General features: G+C 44.0%; 18 protein-coding genes and 1 pseudogene. 18 read left to right on the top strand and 1 reads right to left on the bottom strand.

Going from position 1 to position 20,017, the window contains the following annotated elements; genetic code table 11:
• Positions 1-203 precede the first annotated feature (203 nt).
• From F752_RS0100470 to F752_RS26945, 4 genes are all read left to right on the top strand, one after another.
• A complete protein-coding gene (locus F752_RS0100470) occupies positions 204-557 on the top strand; it encodes a DUF389 domain-containing protein (protein ID WP_017729756.1) in 354 nt (117 codons plus the stop codon).
• A 6-nt stretch (positions 558-563) separates the two neighbouring features.
• Positions 564-968, top strand: a complete 405-nt coding sequence (locus F752_RS0100465) for a DUF389 domain-containing protein (RefSeq protein ID WP_081604480.1) — start codon at positions 564-566, stop codon at positions 966-968.
• A gap of 155 nt (positions 969-1,123) precedes the next feature.
• Entirely contained in the window at positions 1,124-1,339 is a 216-nt protein-coding gene (locus tag F752_RS23225; protein ID WP_081604479.1) for an LD-carboxypeptidase, read from the top strand.
• A complete protein-coding gene (locus tag F752_RS26945; RefSeq protein ID WP_407635414.1) occupies positions 1,293-1,448 on the top strand; it encodes a hypothetical protein in 156 nt (51 codons plus the stop codon). Before F752_RS23225 ends, F752_RS26945 begins: the two co-directional genes overlap by 47 nt.
• 169 nt (positions 1,449-1,617) lie before the next feature.
• On the opposite strand, the gene F752_RS0100455 is transcribed toward F752_RS26945, so the two are convergent.
• Positions 1,618-2,559: a DUF389 domain-containing protein gene (locus F752_RS0100455; protein WP_017729753.1), complete on the bottom strand. Its 942-nt coding sequence runs from the start codon at positions 2,557-2,559 to the stop codon at positions 1,618-1,620.
• A gap of 575 nt (positions 2,560-3,134) precedes the next feature.
• Between F752_RS0100455 and F752_RS0100445 the strand changes: the two genes are divergently transcribed.
• From F752_RS0100445 to F752_RS0100365, 14 genes and pseudogenes are all read left to right on the top strand, one after another.
• Positions 3,135-4,019 carry a TIGR02587 family membrane protein gene (locus tag F752_RS0100445; RefSeq protein ID WP_017729751.1) on the top strand — a complete coding sequence of 295 codons (885 nt, stop codon included), beginning with the start codon at positions 3,135-3,137 and terminating at the stop codon, positions 4,017-4,019.
• A gap of 24 nt (positions 4,020-4,043) precedes the next feature.
• On the top strand, positions 4,044-4,442 hold the full coding sequence (locus F752_RS0100440) for a hypothetical protein (RefSeq protein ID WP_017729750.1): 399 nt from the start codon (positions 4,044-4,046) through the stop codon (positions 4,440-4,442).
• Positions 4,443-4,623: 181 nt separating this feature from the next.
• The gene (locus F752_RS0100430) at positions 4,624-5,097 is read left to right on the top strand and encodes a hypothetical protein (RefSeq protein WP_017729748.1); all 474 of its coding nucleotides are present in this window, start codon (positions 4,624-4,626) and stop codon (positions 5,095-5,097) included.
• Positions 5,098-5,373: 276 nt separating this feature from the next.
• Positions 5,374-6,228, top strand: coding sequence for an STAS domain-containing protein (locus tag F752_RS0100425; protein ID WP_017729747.1), 855 nt, complete (start codon positions 5,374-5,376; stop codon positions 6,226-6,228).
• Positions 6,229-6,245: 17 nt separating this feature from the next.
• Positions 6,246-6,662, top strand: a complete 417-nt coding sequence (locus F752_RS0100420) for an STAS domain-containing protein (protein ID WP_026135416.1) — start codon at positions 6,246-6,248, stop codon at positions 6,660-6,662.
• Positions 6,646-7,053 carry an anti-sigma regulatory factor gene (locus F752_RS0100415; protein WP_017729745.1) on the top strand — a complete coding sequence of 136 codons (408 nt, stop codon included), beginning with the start codon at positions 6,646-6,648 and terminating at the stop codon, positions 7,051-7,053. Before F752_RS0100420 ends, F752_RS0100415 begins: the two co-directional genes overlap by 17 nt.
• A complete protein-coding gene (locus F752_RS0100410) occupies positions 7,016-8,101 on the top strand; it encodes a SpoIIE family protein phosphatase (RefSeq protein ID WP_017729744.1) in 1,086 nt (361 codons plus the stop codon). Before F752_RS0100415 ends, F752_RS0100410 begins: the two co-directional genes overlap by 38 nt.
• On the top strand, positions 8,070-9,416 hold the full coding sequence (locus F752_RS0100405; protein WP_017729743.1) for an ATP-binding protein: 1,347 nt from the start codon (positions 8,070-8,072) through the stop codon (positions 9,414-9,416). The genes F752_RS0100410 and F752_RS0100405 overlap by 32 nt, the downstream gene beginning before the upstream one ends.
• A 445-nt stretch (positions 9,417-9,861) precedes the next feature.
• A complete protein-coding gene (locus F752_RS0100395) occupies positions 9,862-11,088 on the top strand; it encodes a site-specific integrase (protein WP_017729741.1) in 1,227 nt (408 codons plus the stop codon).
• Positions 11,089-11,809: 721 nt separating this feature from the next.
• Complete coding sequence (locus tag F752_RS0100385; RefSeq protein WP_152424974.1) at positions 11,810-12,088, top strand: hypothetical protein; 279 nt, start codon at positions 11,810-11,812, stop codon at positions 12,086-12,088.
• A gap of 51 nt (positions 12,089-12,139) precedes the next feature.
• Positions 12,140-12,274, top strand: a pseudogene (locus F752_RS26940) (site-specific integrase); the annotation flags it as partial.
• Positions 12,275-13,859: 1,585 nt separating this feature from the next.
• A complete protein-coding gene (locus F752_RS0100375) occupies positions 13,860-15,185 on the top strand; it encodes a S41 family peptidase (RefSeq protein WP_017729738.1) in 1,326 nt (441 codons plus the stop codon).
• Positions 15,186-15,243: 58 nt separating this feature from the next.
• A complete protein-coding gene (locus F752_RS0100370; protein ID WP_017729737.1) occupies positions 15,244-16,161 on the top strand; it encodes an ABC transporter ATP-binding protein in 918 nt (305 codons plus the stop codon).
• Positions 16,162-16,194: 33 nt separating this feature from the next.
• Positions 16,195-19,833: an ABC transporter permease/M1 family aminopeptidase gene (locus tag F752_RS0100365; protein ID WP_017729736.1), complete on the top strand. Its 3,639-nt coding sequence runs from the start codon at positions 16,195-16,197 to the stop codon at positions 19,831-19,833.
• Positions 19,834-20,017: the final 184 nt, after the last annotated feature.

Raw genomic sequence — 20,017 nt, 5'->3', positions numbered from 1 at the left:
TCAAATGTTTTTGACTCACCAGGTACTTTTCTATGGCTCGACTGATTAATATTACTACCCCTTCTGAAAAAACAGATCATTTACTGAAAGATCTCAGGGAGGTAGACCACCTGCTGGAATTAAAGGTTTAACTGGGTGTCTCTGTATCCCCTCCGGGAGACGAAATCAGCCTTGCGATCCCTAACAGCTCTCTGCACCAGGTAATGTTGCTTGATGGTTATGGTTTGGGAGAAGAAAAGGGTATATCTGTATCGACCACTGCACCCTCCAGCTATTCCCCAACCCAAGCCTACCATCCCATTGCCAGGGATAATAATGAAGGAAGCTGGGAAGAGATGGAAATGACCATTAGTAACGACAGCAATACCTCCATCAATACCATGATACTGTTGATGATAGCCGGCTCCCTGGCCACCATCGGGATTGCCAATAACTCCCTGCATATTGTTATCGGGGGTATGCTGATTGCACCGGGTTTTATGCCGATTGTGAGAATTTCCCTTGGAGTATTCGCGAAATACAGGGGATGGTCCTATGGGCTCATCGACTTTTTTTAAGGGTATCTGGCACTGATAATTGGGGCGGCCATTACTTCCCTTATCCTCGATATTTCCGGCCTGGAACCTACTTCACCTGCCACTTCTTATTATGTGCCCGCTCAGGAACTGATAAAATACTGGAGCAGCATTACTTTTTCCTCCCTGCTTGCTTCGTCCGTAGCCAGTATTGCAGGAGCGGTATTGTTGGCCACCCAAAAGTCGGTCTATACCTCGGGGGTAATGATTGCGCTGGCGCTTGTACCATCGGCCGCCCTTACTGGTATCGGCATGGTAGATGGAGATTTTGCCCTTGCAGGAGCTGCCGCTGTTCGCTTCCTGCTGGATGTACTCCTGGTGCTTGTATTTTCTATTCCGGTATTCGCCTGGGTAAAATCTTATTATCATAGAAGAGAAACCACTGCTGAATAAAAAGTTATTTTAATTCCTTCATTTATGATGATACCAAACAAGCTTTAAAAGGGCGACCATGTAAGGGTTATTGCTCCTTCGCACAGCTTTCCACCTGAAAAAAGTGAATCAATTAAAAAGCAGGGAAAGGAAAGACTGGAAAAGCCTGGCCTAAAATCAGTTTTGGGAAATATGTGGAGGAGTTTAATGGATTTTGCACCACCACAGTAGAACATCGGCTGGAAGACCTTCATGAGGCCTTCGCAGGCCCGGAAGTGCAGGTCACCATTCCGGCCAATGGAGGCTCCAGTGGCAACCAGCTCCTGAAGTATATTGACTACGAAAATGGTCAGGTCCAAAAAAGAACTGGAAGGGGTGCCCGTAATAGGTAATTTTGATTTTGGACATATTAACCCGATGGCTACTTTCCCGAAAGGCGGACAGTTACGGTTCGAGGCAAAACAAAATGATCAGATAAGCCTTGAAAGTACCAAACATTAAGAGCTGAGATATTAACGAACAAAGGGTCCATGGCTTTTTCGGCTCAGTCCCTCCATTTTTGCGGAGACAGCAGATTTGAAAGATTCGCCCATATGGAAGAAAATAAACAGCTAAAAAGTTTCCAAATATCTTATGGCTCCAATTCAATTTAGCATCAAAAAAGCGTTTCTTATCTTTTCTTCTCCATTTCCATATTTTTATTCTCCTCAATAAAGCGCCGGATTCCTTTTCCATTCATTTTCATAATGGCAAAGGCAATTCCGGAAAATACCATTATGGTGACGACATCCATTCCAAATACCCAAAGCTTTTCCCATGGATGATCGCCATGCGAAAATCCGTAGACAAATTTTAGCCCGAACCAGGCTGGGTATACCGAAACGTGGGCGGTGGCGGCAAGGCCAATCAGTTCGTGCCGCCCTGCGTCATCTACAGCACCAATGCCCGCTGCCAGACCAATTACAGCTGCTATTAAAAAGCTCTGGAAGGGAGGAGTGCTGAACTCCGTAAACTTAATGCCCGGCTCCAGGTAAAGGGCTACCACTACCCCTGCGGCAACAATCATAAGCGTTGAAAGCAGGAAAGCCAGTAAGCCCTGGCCCATTAAACGCCATTCCCGGATGCAGCCTGAAAAGCCAACTGCCAGCAAATTATGGTGGTAAGGCAGAAACAGAAGGCTTGCGATGATTAATGGCATATAACCTTCTACCATGCCATAGCTCAGCAGGAGAGAGGAAAGAAAGATGCGGCTGAGGAGTCCTGCTGTAACGTTGGTATATTCCCAAAGGTCTTCATACACATCGGAAGAAGGCTGAATAAGAGGTTTGGTCTCTTTGGAGGGAAGTTCACTGCCCCATAAACTTTCAGGGTGCTGAACGGAAAAGTTAAAAGTTTTTGGATCGTAAAAGGGTGCTTCCATCAGAGATTCAACCAAATTCTTTGCTTTAGGAGTAGAGGTTTCAATTGTAATAACCTCTTCCGTAAGGCTGCTGTTGTCTGATTTTACTCTTTTACTGGTCTGGAAGCTTACGTCAGAAGCACCTGCCTGAAAGGCCAGTTCGGCGATTTGTTTTCCAAAACCTTCAGGTGCCTTTACCTTTATTACTCGCATAGTAGAATTTATTATTTATTTCTTTTGAATCAGCTAGCTTTTTCAGTTCCTGCACAACGGGAATGCCTGGTTTTGTAACCTTTCAACATCTGAATGGTTTGAGAGGAACTAAAGGAGTTAAGTAGTAAGAAATAAATTAAACTGTCTGTCATGCCGACAGCGGAGGCATCTTTTCAAATAAGTGTCACAAAAGAACTTAAAAAATGGCAAGATCCATCCTTGTCACGGTGCCCGTTGCCAGGTGGTAAAACATAAAATAGTTAAAACTAAATATGTCCGGATACTTATCTTTAATTACCTGCACCTGAGAGCCTTTAACTCTTCATTATTGGAAAGAGGTCTTCAGCAAAGGAGAGGTGTAAAGAGAGGATTTCTCTGGCAACTTTTCGCTATACAAGTATTCTACAGGAGCCTTCTTTTTTTACTCTTACCGTTAGGCAACAACAGTAATGACCTTAATTCTATTCATTAAAAACACAATCCAATTTTTGTTGTTTCTTTTCTATTTGTTGTTTCTTTTCTAAAGATGGTGCACAATCCTTTAACTTTTAATTATTTAGGTAATCCATAATTGAATGGGAGAAAAAAGCCACAGTTCTTCAGATAATAACGGGCAGAGCCATTCGGCAGATGTGAAATCCGCTACAGAAACCCTTAAAGAATATGGAAGAGGAATTGTGGGAGGGCTTATGTTTAGTCTGCCTCTGCTGTATACCATGGAAATGTGGTGGCGTGGTTTTACGGCCCCACCTGAGTATCTCCTGATAATTGTCGTTGTTACTTATGTTCTCCTCCTGGGCTATAACCGTTACGGCGGTATGCGAAAGGATAGCAGCTGGTGGGAAGTTGCCAAAGATTCATTTGAAGAACTGGGACTGGGTATAATTGTAAGTTTTCTGGTACTATGGCTGTTAAACCGCATCAATTTCCAGATGCCCCATAATGAAATGATAGGAAAATTAGTGGTTGAATCGATGATTGTCGCAATCGGAATTTCTGTGGGTACTGCACAGCTGGGACAATCGGAAAAAGAACAGGGAAAAGAGGGGCCGGAAGAAAAAGGGGGAACCTTTGATGTTCTTCATGATGTAACCCTGTCTGCCTGCGGGGCTATTCTTTTTGCCTCTTCTGTGGCGCCTACAATGGAGATTAAGATGCTGGCCGTGGGCAGTGGCAAGTTAAATATTTTGCTGATGATCCTTATTTCCCTTGCCCTTAGCGCTGTCATCTTGTTCTTCAGTAATTTTAAAGGAGCCAGAGATCAAAGGCCGCCGATACCAAAAATGATTTACGATCTTGTAGTAAGCTATTCCGTTGCTCTATTAGCCTCCTTAGGGATGCTGTGGTTTTTTGGCAGAATAGAAAACAGTATTCTTTTAACAGCTTCCGAAATGGTGGTACTGGGTATTCCTGCTTCCATTGGCTCCTCGGCCGGCCGGCTGCTGATTGACGGGCAGTAGAAATTTGCTAGAATTTAGAAACTTATGAGTATCAAATTCGGTAACAAAGTTCATTTTAACTGGCTCCAGTTAACAGTTTTTAGCCTTGGCGCAATCTTATCCTTAAGTATGATAGGCTATCTTGCTTACCAGTCTTTTAAGCTGGATGGCATTCCCCCTAAATTAGAAGTAGTAAGTAGATACAGGGCCGATTTACCCGATTATACCTGGCGTTTAACGGTAACCAACCGTGGAGAGGAAACTGCCACCAATGCTAACTTAAAATTTACGCTCTACCAGAAGGGGAAAGCCACAGAAAGTGGTACAGTAAGTATTAGCTATGTTCCCATTCAGTCAGAACAGGTGGGATGGATCATTTTTGATCGTGAAAGACAAAAAGGAGATTCCTTAGTCCTTTCTTCTATAACTTACCTGCAACCCTGATAGGGCTTTGATGCCGGGGCTATCTTTAGCTGAGAAAAGATGGAAGGAGAGCAGGTGGCGGACCCGGTAAGCTCCTTTCTTTCCTCATTTTTACAAACCAGCAGTTTTACCTTTATTTCTTCTAAATAATGGCCATTTATGGAATTAAAAGGCCTTTTTTGTTGTCTTTTATGAAAAAAGAATGCTGAAAGGAAAAGGTAAAAAAACAACTTCACCGGCCACAAAAGAATCGAAAAAAAAGGTGGTAGGGAAAGCCGCCAAAGTGACTGATACCAAGGGGGAGGTGAAGGTTGCAAAGAAAAAGACGGGGACTAAGGACCCGGAGAAAAAGGAGGTAGAAAAGCCGAAGAACAGAAAACCCACTGCTGCGGGTCCTGAAAAAGGAAAGATAAAAGAAAAAGAAAAGGTTCCTGACAAAGAGGAGGTAAGGGACCTGGCCGATCAAAGGCCGGGAGAAAATCGCCCTAGTCTTCGGGCGGTTTACAGTAATAAAAAGCAAACCCTTTTACCCTTAGGCTTTGCTACCGATTTTAGCACGAAAACACCTGTAGTTATATTCTCCGACCTTACGACAGGTAATGTTTACACCGTAAGTTTAGCCATCTGGAAGCGCTGGAAGTTGAAAGAGGTTAAAAAGATTAATACTGAAACTTAATGAATGGATTAAACAGCCCCAGTTTCACGGTTTTCATTTATTGATCCAGCCCATTTTTTCAATCCCCGGGCTGGATTTTTGTTAAACGGAATAGGTAGCAGGTAAATAGATTTTTAGACAAAAATGGCATTTATAATCCACTTAACATTATATTTGTTTGTCTGAATCCTGAATCAGGTATGTTTTTCCTTTTCAAGGAGGAATTTATCTGGAACCTTTATAGTTGTTGGCAGGGATTGTTTTTATTTTCCTTTACTTACTTTTAATCATTTTTCAATGTCTAATACCACTTCAAAAATCCTCACTAAAAGAAAAAAAGATGTACTACAGGTCTGGGTAGAGAACCAGGCAGAAGATCCTGCTGTAAGGGAGGATCTAATGGCCAATGATGAGCTTCATGCCCAGTCAGCCGAGCTGCTCAATTCTTTTATTGAAGCCATAAAGTCGAATAATTATGAGGATATTGAAGCACCTGAATATTACCAGGTAACAGAAATTATTTCAGGAATTTCCCTCACCAGGGCGCAGCTTGGTTTTAGCCCCCGCGAAACGGCTACTTTTGTTTTAAGTCTTAAGAGGTCCATCATCCAGATTCTTCAGGAAGAATTAAAAGAAGATCAGTCGACACTGATTTCGGAAATTCTTCGCATTTCTGACCTTCTTGATAGCCTGAGCCTGGTAACCATGGAAACTTTTATTAAAGGAAGAGAAGAAGTGATTATCCGGCAATCGAGCGAAATAAATGAAATCTCAACGCCGGTAATCCGGGTTTGGGAAGGAATTCTGGCCCTGCCTATCATCGGTACCCTCGATAGCGAAAGGACTCAGGTAGTAATGGAAAACCTGTTACAGGAAATTGTTAATAGCGGAAGCAGCACCGCCATTTTAGATATATCAGGTGTACCTACCGTTGATACCCTGGTGGCTCAGCACCTTATAAAAACTGTGAATGCCACCCGCCTGATGGGAGCAGAGTGTATCATTAGCGGGATAAGGCCTGAAATTGCCCAAACCATTGTCCATTTAGGAATTGATTTAGCAGGAGTGCAAACCAAGGCTACTTTAGCCTCGGCTTTACAGTATGCCTTCAGAAAAAGTAACCTGGTGGTAGCAAAGAAAAAGAACAGCTAATCTTAAAACCCTGACGAATGGACAGAATTCCAATATTAAAGATGGGGCCCTTCCTGCTTGTAACCATTCAGGTAGATATGTACGACAGGCTTGCCCTCAACCTGGAAAATGACCTGATAATTATGGTTCAGAAAAACGGATCGAAAGGAGTACTGATCGATATATCGGCAGTGTCCATTGTAGATTCTTTTATGGGCCGTATTATTGGCAATATTGCCACCATGTCTAGAATAATGGATGCCGAAACCATCGTAGTTGGTATGCAACCCGCCGTTGCCATTACCCTGGTAGAATTAGGCCTTCCTCTTTCTGGCGTACACACTGCTCTTAATGTGGAAAAGGGAATGGCCCTTTTACAGAAAAAGCTGGCTGATGATTTAACTGAAGATTCGGAGTCGGAGGCTGAGATGGATGATAATGATCAGTCTGAATAAGGAAACAATAAAAATCTCTTCTGAAAAGGATGTAGTGTTGTTCCGGCAGCGGCTGAGGGAGTATGCCACAAAAATAGGTATGAGTGTCCTGAACCAGACCAAACTTATTACAGCTGCCAGCGAGTTAGTGCGGAATATCCTGGTATATGCCGGTAGTGGAGAAACAACCATAGAAGTTGTTTCGGAGCGCCTGCAGACCGGAATAAAGGTGATTTTTAAAGATAATGGCCCCGGCATTGCAGATGTAAATAAAGCCATGCAGGATGGCTACTCTAGTGGCAGAAGTTTAGGACTGGGATTGCCTGGTGCAAAACGCCTAGTTAATTTTTTCGAAATAAAGTCAACAGTGGGGCATGGAACAACGGTTACCATCATCCGGTGGAAGAAGTAATTCCGGGACACATAAAAGGTACTGGATTGAGGACCGAAGCTATTTTAGCATTATTAAAAAAGATATAGCCAAAGCAGCTGAAGGTTTAGGGTTTTCAGTCGAACAGATTGGAAAACTGAATATTATTGTAGCCGAGCTTTCATCCAATTTATTAAAGTTCGGAGATAAAAAAAGGGAGTTCCTCTGGAAAATCATTTACCAGAATGGAAAAGGAGGAATAGAAATTATTTCCATTGATAAAGGAAGAGGCATTGGAAATATTAACCAGGCCATGCAGGATGGATTCTCAACCTCCGGAACGGCAGGAGAAGGACTGGGAGCTATTAAACGTCTTTCCCACTACTTCGATTTATATTCCCAGTCCGGGCAGGGAACAGTGTTGCTTTCCCGCCTCTTTTCTTCAGATAAAAATGCTCCCCTTCAAACCCCACCCATAGCATCGGGCTTCTCAGTTCCCAAGCCCGGAGAAGAGTTTTGTGGAGATGGCTATGAGCTCGATATAGATACTGACAAAAATCAATTTCAGGTTTTAATTTTAGATGGACTTGGCCATGGCACCGAGGCTCATGCAGCCTCAGAAGCAGCATTAGAAGTATATAAACGGCTTCCAAAGAACTCTCCCGCACAGGTACTTCAGCAAATTGATCATTCCATTAAGAAAACCCGTGGTGCGGTAGGGATGGCCCTGAATTACAACTTTAAAGAACAGTCTATCTCTTATTGTGGGGTAGGAAATATTACCGGAAAACTCTTAGGTTTCGACTTTGGTAAAAGCCTTATTTCATTTAATGGAATTGTGGGGCATGTAATGTCCTCCCGTATTCATGACCAGGAACTGGAGTGGGGGCGTGGAAGACTTTTAATTCTCCATTCCGACGGAATAAATACTCGCTGGGATATCAATAAATATCCGCATATTCAGGCGCATGACCCGTCGATTCTGGCAGCTTGTTTGTACCGCGACCATAGCCGTGGAACTGATGATGTAACTATTGTAGTAAGTAGATGTCCAATCAATGATGGAAGAGGTGCAAAAACCTATAATTGAAGTATCGCTCGATACGGAACTTGATTTAGTTATTGCTTATAAAAAGGCAATGCAGCTGGCCGAAATTTCCGGTCTTAATTTTACGGAACAGACTAAGTTTGCGACGGCAGTTTCTGAAATTAGCCGCAATGCATTAGTCCATGTTGGGAAAGGCGATATTAAGTTCTATATCACTAAAGATGGGCAAAGCTTCTTTATTGAGGCCATTGTTCATGATAGTGGCCCGGGAATAAAAGACCTGGGGTCCTTGTTAAAAAAACTGGAATTGCAGACAGGCGGCCAGAGGACGGGTCTTGTAAACTGCAAAAGACTTTCCGATAAGTTTGAAATGGACAGCTCGGAAGAAGAAGGCACCTGTGTGAGAATAGGCAGGCGGTTGCCAGGCTCGCACCCGCCAATAAACCACATGATTCTTTCTGGCTGGAGAAAGCATTTTAGTCAGTTAGCGCCTATTTCTCCGTACGATGAACTGAAGCGGCAGAATATTTTATTGCTAAAGACACTGGAGGAATTACGGGTAAAAAAAACACAGGCCCAGGAGCAACTTGAGGAGATACAGGTTCTTCATTTAGAGCTCGAAAATAACTATCATAAAAATAAGCAGCTCTCCGACGATTATGCCCGGCAGAATGAACTTCTCCTGAAAAGGAATGAAGAGCTGGATGAGTTTGCTCATATTGTTTCTCATGATTTAAAATCCCCGCTAAATAACCTGAAGGGAACTTTAAAACTGATGGAGATGGGGCAGATAGATCAGGAAAAGACAGTAGTGGTTTTTAAAGGGCAGCTACAAAAAATGGAGAACCTAATTCAGAGCGTGTTAGCCTATAGCCGGGCCGGGCATGAGAAACTTGAAAAAACCACTGTGGATGTGGGGGAGCTGTTAAAAGAAATGGAAAACAACATTGTGCTCCCGGAAGGCTTTACGCTTGAAATTGAAAGGAACTTCCCTGTTTTGTTTACTGAAAAGATTTTCCTTTACCAGATATTTAGTAATCTCTTGTCGAATGCCCTTAAATATAATGATAAGGTCGAAGGAAGAATAATAGTAGGGTATGAACAAAATGAAACAGGTGATTTTTGTTTCTTTGTAGAAGATAATGGCCCGGGTATTCCTTTAAAAAAGAGAGAAAAGGTTTTTAAAATTTTTACAGTGCTGGAAAATACCAAAAAAGCTGACAGTACAGGAATAGGGCTGGCCATTGTCAAAAAAATTATCACCGAAAAAGGCGGTAAAATTTGGATAGAAGAAGCCAAGGCCCCTGGAGAAGGTTCCAGATTTTGTTTTACCTGGCCTGCAGAGCTTGTGCAGTAATGGGAGGCATAGGTAAGTAAAGCCCTCAGGGCTATCCTTCTTCCGGTCATGGGCTTTTCCTCATTGGCAAGAGATACCCGGCAGCGGGCACTGTGAGCGAACTAATAAAAAAACTCCCAGTACTGAGAAAATAAATCCTGTACAGCCATTGCTTATCCCTGAACCTGTACGACCACTTTTCCCAATGTTTTTCCCTGCTGGAACAGGCGAATGGCCTGCTGCATTTCCTCAAAGGGGAAAAGGTGTCCAATATGCTGTGGTGGCAGCTGCAGGGTGCACAAAACTGACTTCGAATGAAGTCAGTTGAAAGTAAAAAAGGCCGATACGGGTAGGTATCAGACCTTTTTTTGTGTATTGGTTTTATCAAAAGGCCTCAGCTAAAGTCAACTTTTACTAAAGTTTTGATACCCGTTTGATACCCATTTGATACCCAAATACACCGACTATGAAAGCCCTCTACACCTTCGTTTACAACCGGAAAAATAAACTTAATAAAGATGGAGAAGCTCTTGTCCAGATTCAGGTTTATTATCAGCAGAAAAGAAAGTGGATTAGCACCGGTATTTACCTTAAACCAAAAGAGTGGGATGAACGCCGCAGCGAGGTCAGTTACCACCACCCTCGTGCTGATGAACTGAATGAGGAACTGCAGGAATACCTGGGGCAACTCCGCACCCATGAACGGAATGAGGCCAAAGCAGGTCGCCCTCTGATTCTGCCCGCCCTTTCACTGGACCAGCTGCAGGTACGGGCTCCTTCTATCAGCTTTACGGACTTCTGGCATACCTGGGTAGAAACGGATAACCAGCTGGAGTATGAAACCAAACGGGCCCATCGTTCCGACCTGAACCGCTTCCGGGAATTTAAACAGGAGGTGCACTTTTTCGAGCTGACGACTGAACTGCTCCGGGCGTATGAAAGCTTTCTGCTGAAATACCGCTTTCCTCATCACTCGGGAGAAGAACGACCGCTTTCCTATACCCGCATCCACGGACTCTTTAAAACGCTCAGGGCCTATGTCAGCCGGGCCATTCAGGAAGGTTACCTCGAACCACAGCAGGATCCCTTCCTGCGCTTCAGCACCGCCAAATACCGCAAGGTGGCCAGCCAGACGGCCCGCAAGTATTTAACCCCCGAAGAAGTACAAAAGCTGGAGCAGGTAGAAATTCCCCCTCACCTGGCGTACCTGGAAAAGATCCGGGACATGTTCCTGCTGAGCTGTTATGCCGGTCTCCGCTATTCGGATGTGGTCCGCCTGGATGAAAGCTGCCTGCAGTACAGCAAGGGCGAGGGCTATTCGCTTTATTACAGCATGCAGCACAAAACCAAAACAGATGTGCTGATTCCCATCTACCTGCTCTTTAACCGTAAGCCTGAAGAAATTGTAAAAAAGTATCTGAAGAAAGGGGAATATGAATTATTCGGGTCCCTCAGTAATCAGTATGTGAACCGCTGTCTGAAGCAGCTTGCCTTTCTGGCCGGTCTGAAGCGGAACCTGACCTTCCATATGGGCCGCCACAGCTGCGCCACTCTGCTGCTGGACATGGGACTCAGCTACGAAGTCGTGCAGCAGATTCTCGGCCATACCAACATCCGCACCACCCAGATCTATGGGAAAGTTCGCAAGGAAGCCGTAAAGAAAGCTCTAAAAGCAGTGCAGTGGAATTCCTAGGAAGGTGCCGGGTCCGGCAGAATCACCAGGCCTAATGCCAGGCCCAGGCGTAGCCTTTGTTTCTTGTAACTGCTTCCTATAACAATGGCTTCTCCACTTTACTGTTATTGCTCATTTAATCTAGGAGAAAGGGGAGCTCTCCAGAGACAGCCTATGTATTATACCTTAAGTCGTTACTGGTTTTTGCAGCGTGAGTTTGAGATAAAATGTGTACACGTCTTTATTTTTAACATTATCTTTAATGTTCAATGTCTGGGAAAACTACAGGTGAAGAAGGCGGGACCTTCAATGCCCATCTTAAACAGGTAGAGGGAGCGGTCTTCCTGTATTACCAGGACCTGCGTGCCGCCCGAGAAAGCTTTACAGCTGAAGCATTTAAAATGCTTATTTGGGTATTTCAATGGAGGAATAGCCTTCTCTGTTAGAGATCGTCGAGTATCACAACACCCGGATGAAAAGCAGCCTGACCAGGGCCCCTGAAAGACTACTTTAATACGCAAAAGTATCTGCGGCGTTTCCTTAACGCTGCTTCGGGAAAAAGGATGTTCCTCTCACGGAGCTGAACTACGGCTTAGTTAGTGAATTTTAATATTTTCTCAGAATTTATGAACAGGAAGATCATCAAAAGCCTCTCTGGAGTAGCAGGATGATGAAGCACCTGGAGCGTTTCGAAAGGTGGTGAATCTGGCTATGAAAATGGAATGGCTGGAAAAGAACCATTTTGCTAACTTTAAGCAGAAGTTTGAAAAGTGGAACGGGAGTTTTTAACCAAGAAGAACTGGCATTGGTGGAAGAGAAGAGGCTGATCATTCCACGTATTCAGATGGTCAGAGACTTTTTATTTTTAGCTGCTACACCGGTTTCGCCTATATTTTTAATGCAGCTGACGGAAGCTAATATTGTCACAGGGATGAACGGAGAGAAGTGGCTGGCATTGGACCCAGAAAGCAGGAAGCCTGGTGCGGGTGCCGCTACTGACAAAGGCACCTTATATTCTTGATCAGTATAAAGGCTACAGGCGTTCCCTGATAATGGATACTATTTTCCACCTATTTCCAATCAGAAGCTCAACAGTTATTTAAAGGAAATAGCTGATATCTGCAGTATTCAGGAGCACCTGGTATTTCACCTCGCCCGCCACGCTTTTGCCACCACTGTTACCCTTTCCAATGGCGGGCCCATTGAATCAGTAAGTAAAATGCTGGGCCATTCCATGATCAGCACTACCCAGATTTATGCTAAAGTGGTGGAGAGGAAGTTGAGTGGGGATATGGGTAAACTCAGGGAGAGGCTGAAGGAAGACTAGTGTCCAATCAAATGAAATCATAGTGCTGAAATCAGGTCTTTTTCCTTTTAATTAAAATGGAAGAAGAAAGATGGGGAAGTTGAAAGAAAAACTGCAGCTGAGTTCAGTGGAATTTGCTGAGTCGAAAATTATTTAGAACAAGGGCAGGTATTCAGTGAGAAAAGTCAAAGGAACTCATGTGTTACTCACGCTGCAGGAAGAGAGGAGAAATGAAGACATAGCAGAAACAGTAGGCGTAAGCCTGGCTACAATTAGTTTACAATTTTCACGACCGCACCATAGCCGGTAAGTCTAATGCTCTGATTGAGAAAGTTGGTTCAGGGTAGTCCCGTATGGTCGCTTCATAAGTGGAAGCTGCCGTAGGCTCCTATAGCCTCTAGCATTCCCCGGAAGGAAAAGTCGGCTGGATATTTTCCTTCATCAATGAAAAGATAGTAAAACTGGGTGTTGAGCTCATGAATGAAATTGTGCGGTTAGTTTAAAAAAAAGCAAACCCAAGTCTTGGGTAAAGAAGCGCCGGGCTGCCGGATGGTGGTGAATTTGTAAAATAGTTGGCCAGTGTTTAATTATCATGGAGGATGTCTGGATTTTTATGTGCTGTTGACAAGGGAGATAGGAGCTGGAATATGCTTAGTCGCGGCGGCGAACCGTGAAAGGTCCTTGTACAGGTAGTTCGCTTCAGGCAGGGTAAGGATTTAGAATGAATGTTTAGCTGAGGTCTCCTGAATGGGGGTGCCTCCATGGAGCTGACCAACATCACTCCGGACAAAAGTTCAGGAGTAAGAGCGCTTTTGCAGAGACTTTTTGCAGTTAGGGATCTCCAGGAAAAACATCTTACTGAAGTCTATCACTCATCATTAGTAAAGGGCAGAACAAGGTTGCGAAAGCGGAGAAACCCTCTACTACCTCTCTCTCTCTCTCTCTCTCTCTTTCTCTTCTGGATGTAAGAGTCTGTGCATCATATGCATCACTTTTCATTTTTATCCCTTCTATGGATAGTAACCCTTTACTGGAGCAATTCAAAAAGAAGAGTCCAAATTGTCTTTTGGTTATAATTGGGGTGTTAAAATGAAAGTAGTTACATAGTATAAATAAATGCCTATGCGTAATTAAACAAAATATTTAATCTTGTATTTTTAAATTAAAAATAAATATGTAATATTTAACGTAACAGGTAACGGAAAACTTTGGGCTTTGATTGGGGCCTTAGGGGGAGAACTAAAAAGGGGTGGAGAGCTAGGCCTTTATTCCTTAAGGCAGAAGGATCCAGCATACACCAATTCAATTTGGAAAGGAGCCATCATTATAGATGTGAGGCAGTACCCATGAAAGAAATAAAGTGAACTACTTTTTCAGGAATGCCAATGTACACCAACACCCTTTCTTCCCTTCATCAGAAGGAACAGTTCATGACTTAGACTAATGATAAAATCAAAAATGATGATTCACCTTTTCCTATTTGATTATGAAAAGTTTTATTGGTTTTGTATTCCTCTTTTTGTCCTGTCTGCCAGCCTTGTCGCAACAAATAGAGAATGTTTCTGCTTCGGAAAAGGACGAAGCGATTAAAAAGATAGCAGCATTGCTAAGAGAAAACTATGTTTTTCCGGATAAGGCAAGGGAAATGGCTTCTTACGTCCGGAAGCAAAATAAGCAGAAGGCTTACGAGGCCATCCATTCCTATCCGGACTTTGTAGAAGCACTGAACGGAGACTTACAAAGAACCCACCGCGATCTTCATTTGGGGTTGCAATATAACCCACAGGAGATAGCAGCAGTACGAAAGTGGGAGTCTGTAGAAAAACCGGACTCTGCTTTTTACAGGGAACAGCTCCGGAAGGGAAAAAGGATGAACTTTGGCTTTGTAAAAGTAGAGCACCTGCCCGGCAATATAGGGTATATAGAATTTCATCAGTTTTTTCCATTAAGTCAGGAAGCCCGCCAGACCGTAGCCTCGGCCATGAGCTTTGTCCGAAATGCTGATGCGGTCATTCTTGATCTGAGGCAAAACGGGGGAGGGCATCCTGAAATGGTACAGCTGGTGATGAGCTATTTCTTCAATGAAAAGCCCTTTCATTACAACAGTCTGTACGACCGGCCCAGCAATACGACTAAAGACTATTATACACTTAAGAAGGTAGAAGGTCCCCGCATGCCGGAAGTGGACCTGTATGTGCTCACCAGTGGCTTTACTTTTTCAGCAGCCGAAGAATTAAGCTATAACCTGCAAACCCAAAAAAGGGCCACTATTGTAGGGGAGGTAACAGGTGGCGGCGCTCACCCTACCCAGGCCTATATTGTCAATGATGATCTTGTCCTGCACGTCCCTGTGGCAAGAGCCATCAATGCAGTAACGAAAACGAATTGGGAAGGCAGAGGCGTCATGCCGGATGTTCCTTCTGAGGCAGGCAATGCCCTGCTGAAGGCACAATACCTTGCGCTGGAGAAATTGATGAACCAAAAAAAAGCTCCCCGAGAAAAGGCTGAACTAGAGTGGGAGCTACTGGCTGTGGCAAGTGAATTACATCCGGTACAGCTGAGCAAAGAAGTTCAAGCTAAATATGCAGGCAGGTATGGCGAAAGCAACATCCACCTACAGGGTAATGAGTTGTATTATCAGGTAAATAACAGCCCGAAAAGAAAGTTGGCTCCAATTACAGAAGATATCTTCCGTGTACATGGTTTGGACTTTTTCAGGATACAAATAGTGAAAGATGCATCTGGAAGTGTAACGAAACTACGATGTCTTTACAAAGATGGCAGCATGGAAGAATCTGCCCGTACAAATTAACGCTCCATGTCTGGTAAAAGACATTATAAACAGAACTTTCACAACAACTTCTTGTAGCATGAAAGATCCGCACAAAACTTTACTGGTCCAAAATCTTTCCAAGACCTATTCCAATGGAACCAAAGCATTAAAAAACATAAACCTTACCATACCCAAAGGCATGTTTGGCTTGCTGGGTCCTAATGGAGCAGGTAAATCATCGCTGATGCGTACTATTGCCACGCTGCAGGAACCTGATTGCGGTAGCATAATGCTTGGCGATATGGACGTGCTGCAACAGAAAGAGGGTATGCGCCGCGTTCTTGGCTATCTGCCACAGGAATTTGGGGTGTACCCGAACATTTCTGCTGAAGAAATGCTGGGCCATTTTGCAGTACTAAAAGGCATCAGCAATTCTAGAGAACGAAAAGAAGCAGTGGAGGCTCTATTGCAGCAAACAAACCTGTATGAGGTTCGCAAGAAAAACTTAGGTGGTTATTCTGGTGGTATGAAGCAACGCTTTGGTATTGCTCAGGCACTTTTAGGTAATCCACAGCTTATTATAGTAGATGAACCAACTGCCGGTCTTGATCCCGCTGAACGTAATCGTTTTCACAACCTGCTGAGCGAGATCAGTGAGAACATTATCGTCATTCTTTCCACCCACATCGTTGAGGACGTGACGGACCTGTGCCGCAACTTCGCCATCATCAATAGAGGTGAAGTTTTGCTGGAGGGAGACCCTCTGCAGGTTATCGATAGCATCGACGGCCGCATCTGGCGAAAGTTCATTCGGAAAAATGAATTAGAAGAGCACCGGTTGAGGTACAAGGTTATTTCATCCCGTCTTTATGCGGGTCAAACCATCATCCATGTATACTCAGAAGCACGGCCCGGGCAGGATTTTGAAGCCGTAGCTCCGGTCTTAGAGGATGTGTACTTCAGCAAGATTTACGAAGCCAGCTCCTTACAGCAGGAAGTATCAGCCATGAGTTAAAAGTGGATTCAGCGCCATTTACGACTCCCTACAATGAATACCATGTTTAAGGAAATTTTACTATTTGAATTCAGGTACCGGCTAAAGCGGCCTGCCACTTACATCTATTCTGGTTTGCTATTCCTGATGTCTTTTCTGACCATGCTAGGGCTAGGAGGTGCTTTTGGAGAAAGTTTTGTGCTAGGCGATGACAGTGGCGGAAAAGTGTTGGCCAATTCCCCTTACCAGATTAACTGGATCATTACCTTACTGAGTTGGTATGGCCTACTCATCACCTGCTCCATGATGGGAACTCCTGTCTTCAGGGATTTTGAATACAGAATACACCCGCTTTTTTATACTACTCCTATCTCAAAGGCAGGTTATTTGTTTGGTCGTTTCTCAGGTTCATTTCTAATTACCCTGCTGGTATTCATGGGCTTGGCTGCAGGCGCTTTCTTAGCTACTCTTATGCCGTGGGTCGAAGCTGAAAAGCTCGCTCCGTTCAACCTCCTATGGTACCTGCAGCCCTATCTGATAATTGTTATTCCCAACCTGTTTTTTACAGGTGCTGTTTTTTTTGGATTGGGAACATTAACGAGGAGCGGGCTCTCTCTTTATGTGGGTGGGATTATTTTCCTGTTACTTTACGTGATGGCCAGCAGCCTGATCAGCGACTTGGACAATGAGATGATTGCCAGCCTGATTGATCCTATGGGATCGGCTGCTATTTATTATACACAACGCTACTGGACCTCAGCAGAACGCAACCTGCTTATGTTGCCGTTCAGTGATCAGCTAGTTCTTAACCGCACCTTATGGCTGGCAATAAGCCTTGCCATTTTAGCTTTCTGTTATAACCGGTTCAATTTTTCATTTGCTAATGCAGGAAGAAAGTTCTTCAGAAAGCAAAGTATGGCTCATACAACAGAGGAAATTAAACTAACAGGACATATAGCGTTACCAAGTGTAACCCAGCCTTTCTCTTTCAAATCGAGCCTGAAACAGTACTTTCATTTGACAAAGATGGAGTTTAAAGGCACAGTAAGGAGCATTTATTTTATTGCTATTGTAACAGCGGGCACCCTTTTTGTTTTTGTTATGGGCGCTCAATTAGGGAAGCTTTACGGTACTACTGTTTTCCCCGTAACTTCAGCGGTGATACGCGTACTGGGCGGGTCGTTTGGCTTGTTCATATTCATCATTATCATTTTCTATTCTGGTGAACTGGTGTGGCGGGAACGCGACAAGCGCATGAATCAAATCTACGATACCTTGCCTGTCCCTAACTGGTTGCCGTTTACCTCCAAACTTTCTGCCCTGATGCTGGTACAGGTGGTTTTGTTACTGGTTGTCATGCTCTGCGGCCTAATTGTTCAGACTTTCAAGGGCTACTATCGATATGAATTGGATGTATATTTCACAGGCCTGTTTGGCATTAGGTTAATAGAGTACTGCATGTTAATTGTTCTGGCAATGCTGGTACAGGTGGTGGTAAATAACAAATACCTGGGCCACTTCATCCTGGTGGTGTACTACTTGTTTAATATTTTTCTAGAAGAACTAGGCTGGGAGCATAATCTGTACTCCTTCAACTCTGATCCGGGTATTACTTATTCTGCCATGAATGGGTACGGGCACTTTGTAGGGCCATTCATAGTCTACAAAATTTACTGGGCCGCCTTTGCTTTGTTGCTGGCTGTAATCACGAATATGCTGTGGCCGCGAGGCACAGAAACTTCGCTCCAGCGGCGCTTTAAATTAGCCCGCATGCAACTTACCAGATCAACAGTTCTTATAGCAGCAGCCGCTTTTACCATCTTCATATTAACGGGTGGATTTATATTCTACAACACCAATATTCTGAATGTCTACAGAACTTCTGACCAGCAGGAAGAGCGACAGGCAAACTACGAGAAAAAGTACAAGAAGTATGATGCCATCCCGCAGCCACGCATAACGGACGTAGACCTGCAGGTAGATATTTATCCCGGGGAACGCACCTTCTCCTTCAAAGGTCATTTTTGGATCAAGAACAAATATGGCAAGCCCATAGATTCTGTACACCTCCATATTCCGGAGGAAGCAGAAATCCGTCAGATAACACTCAATCAGCCTGCCAGGCTGGTTGTAAAGGATGAAGAATTCGACTACTATATTTACAAAATGGCTCAGCCGATGCGACCAGGAGATTCCGTTCGCCTGAATTTAGACTTGCTTTATGAAACCAAAGGATTCCGTAACAGTGGTTCCAATACAGATATTGTTTACAACGGCACGTTCATCAAAAACAATTATCTTCCTAAAATCGGGTACCAACCCAGTTTTGAACTGAGTCACGATCATTTGCGGGAGAAGTATGGACTGCCGCCTAAACCATATATGGCTGACGTCGCCGATTCCGCAGCCCGCATGAATAATTATTACAGTAACCATGCTGACTGGATAAACTTCAACGCCATTATCAGTACTGCAAGCGACCAGATTGCCCTCGCTCCGGGTTACCTGCAAAAAGAGTGGACGGCAAACGGTCGCCGCTACTTCCACTATAAAATGGATGCACCGATCATCAACTTCTACGCTTTTCTTTCGGCAGATTATGCCGTGAAAAGAGATAAGTGGATTGGGAAAGACGGCAAGGAAGTTACTATTGAGATTTATTATCACCCGGGCCATGAATACAACCTCGACCGCATGATCAGCTCAGTGAAAAAATCCTTAGATTATTTTACAGCGAACTTCAGCCCATACCCGCACCGGCAGTTGCGCATTCTGGAATTTCCAGGATATAAATCTATCGCCCAATCTTTTCCGAATACTATACCCTATTCTGAATCAGTAGGGTTTATAGCGGATATAGAGGAAGATGAAGGAGTGGATTATCCCTTTTACTTAACGGCACACGAGGTAGCCCACCAATGGTGGGGACAGCAGGTCGTTAGCGGTGATGTGCAGGGGTCCAGGCTCATGTCTGAGACACTGAGCCAGTATAGTGCCCTAATGGTGATGAAGCAGGAATATGGGGAGGAGATGATGAAGAAGTTCCTGGAGTATGAGCTGAATCTTTACCTCCAGGGAAGGACAGGCGAGGCCAGAAAGGAACTGCCGCTTTACCGGGTAGAGAACCAGGATTACATCCACTACAGAAAGGGTAGTTTGGTGATGCATGCACTGGCAGATTATTTAGGTGAAGAGAAGCTCAACCGGGCATTGCAGGATTATATTAAAGATGTTGCCTTCCAGCAGGCTCCCTACACCAACTCAATTGAGTTTTTGCATTTCATCAGAGGGGTAACACCGGATTCACTGCAGTACCTGGTAACAGACATGTTTGAAAGAATCACTCTCTACGAGAATAAAACAATAGAGGCTACTTACAGGAAGCTAGAAAATGACAAGTATAAAGTTATTCTAATTGTAGAGGCAAAGAAGTTCTATGCGGATGGCCAGGGTGTTGAGACCGAAGCAAAATTGAATGACTGGATCGATATAGGCATCATGGCCCGCGAGAAAGTCAACGGCCGATGGAAAGACAAGCCGATTTACCTGGAAAAGCACCAACTCAAGTCGGGGGTGAACAAATTTGATTTTATCGTGATTGAGGAGCCAGAGAAAGCAGGTATAGATCCCTATCACCTCCTAATAGACCGGAACCCGGATGACAATACTAAAGAATTAAGGGCTAGTGAATAATCTCTGCCGAATAAGGAACATTAGCCAGGTTTTTAACGAAGGGCCATTTTATTCAATCACTGGCTTTTTTCCAATATGGCCAGCAATTTAAAATCAAATCATACAAAATTGTAGACAATGAAGAGGCTTAACTATACTATTAGGGTCTAGAGTCGAATGGAGTGGAAATGAAGGGACAGGACTT

The sequence above is a fragment of the Nafulsella turpanensis ZLM-10 genome, from assembly GCF_000346615.1.
Classification (GTDB): domain Bacteria; phylum Bacteroidota; class Bacteroidia; order Cytophagales; family Cyclobacteriaceae; genus Nafulsella; species Nafulsella turpanensis.
Note: the sequence above shows the minus strand (reverse complement) of the source record. Positions and strands in the feature narration are given on the sequence as shown.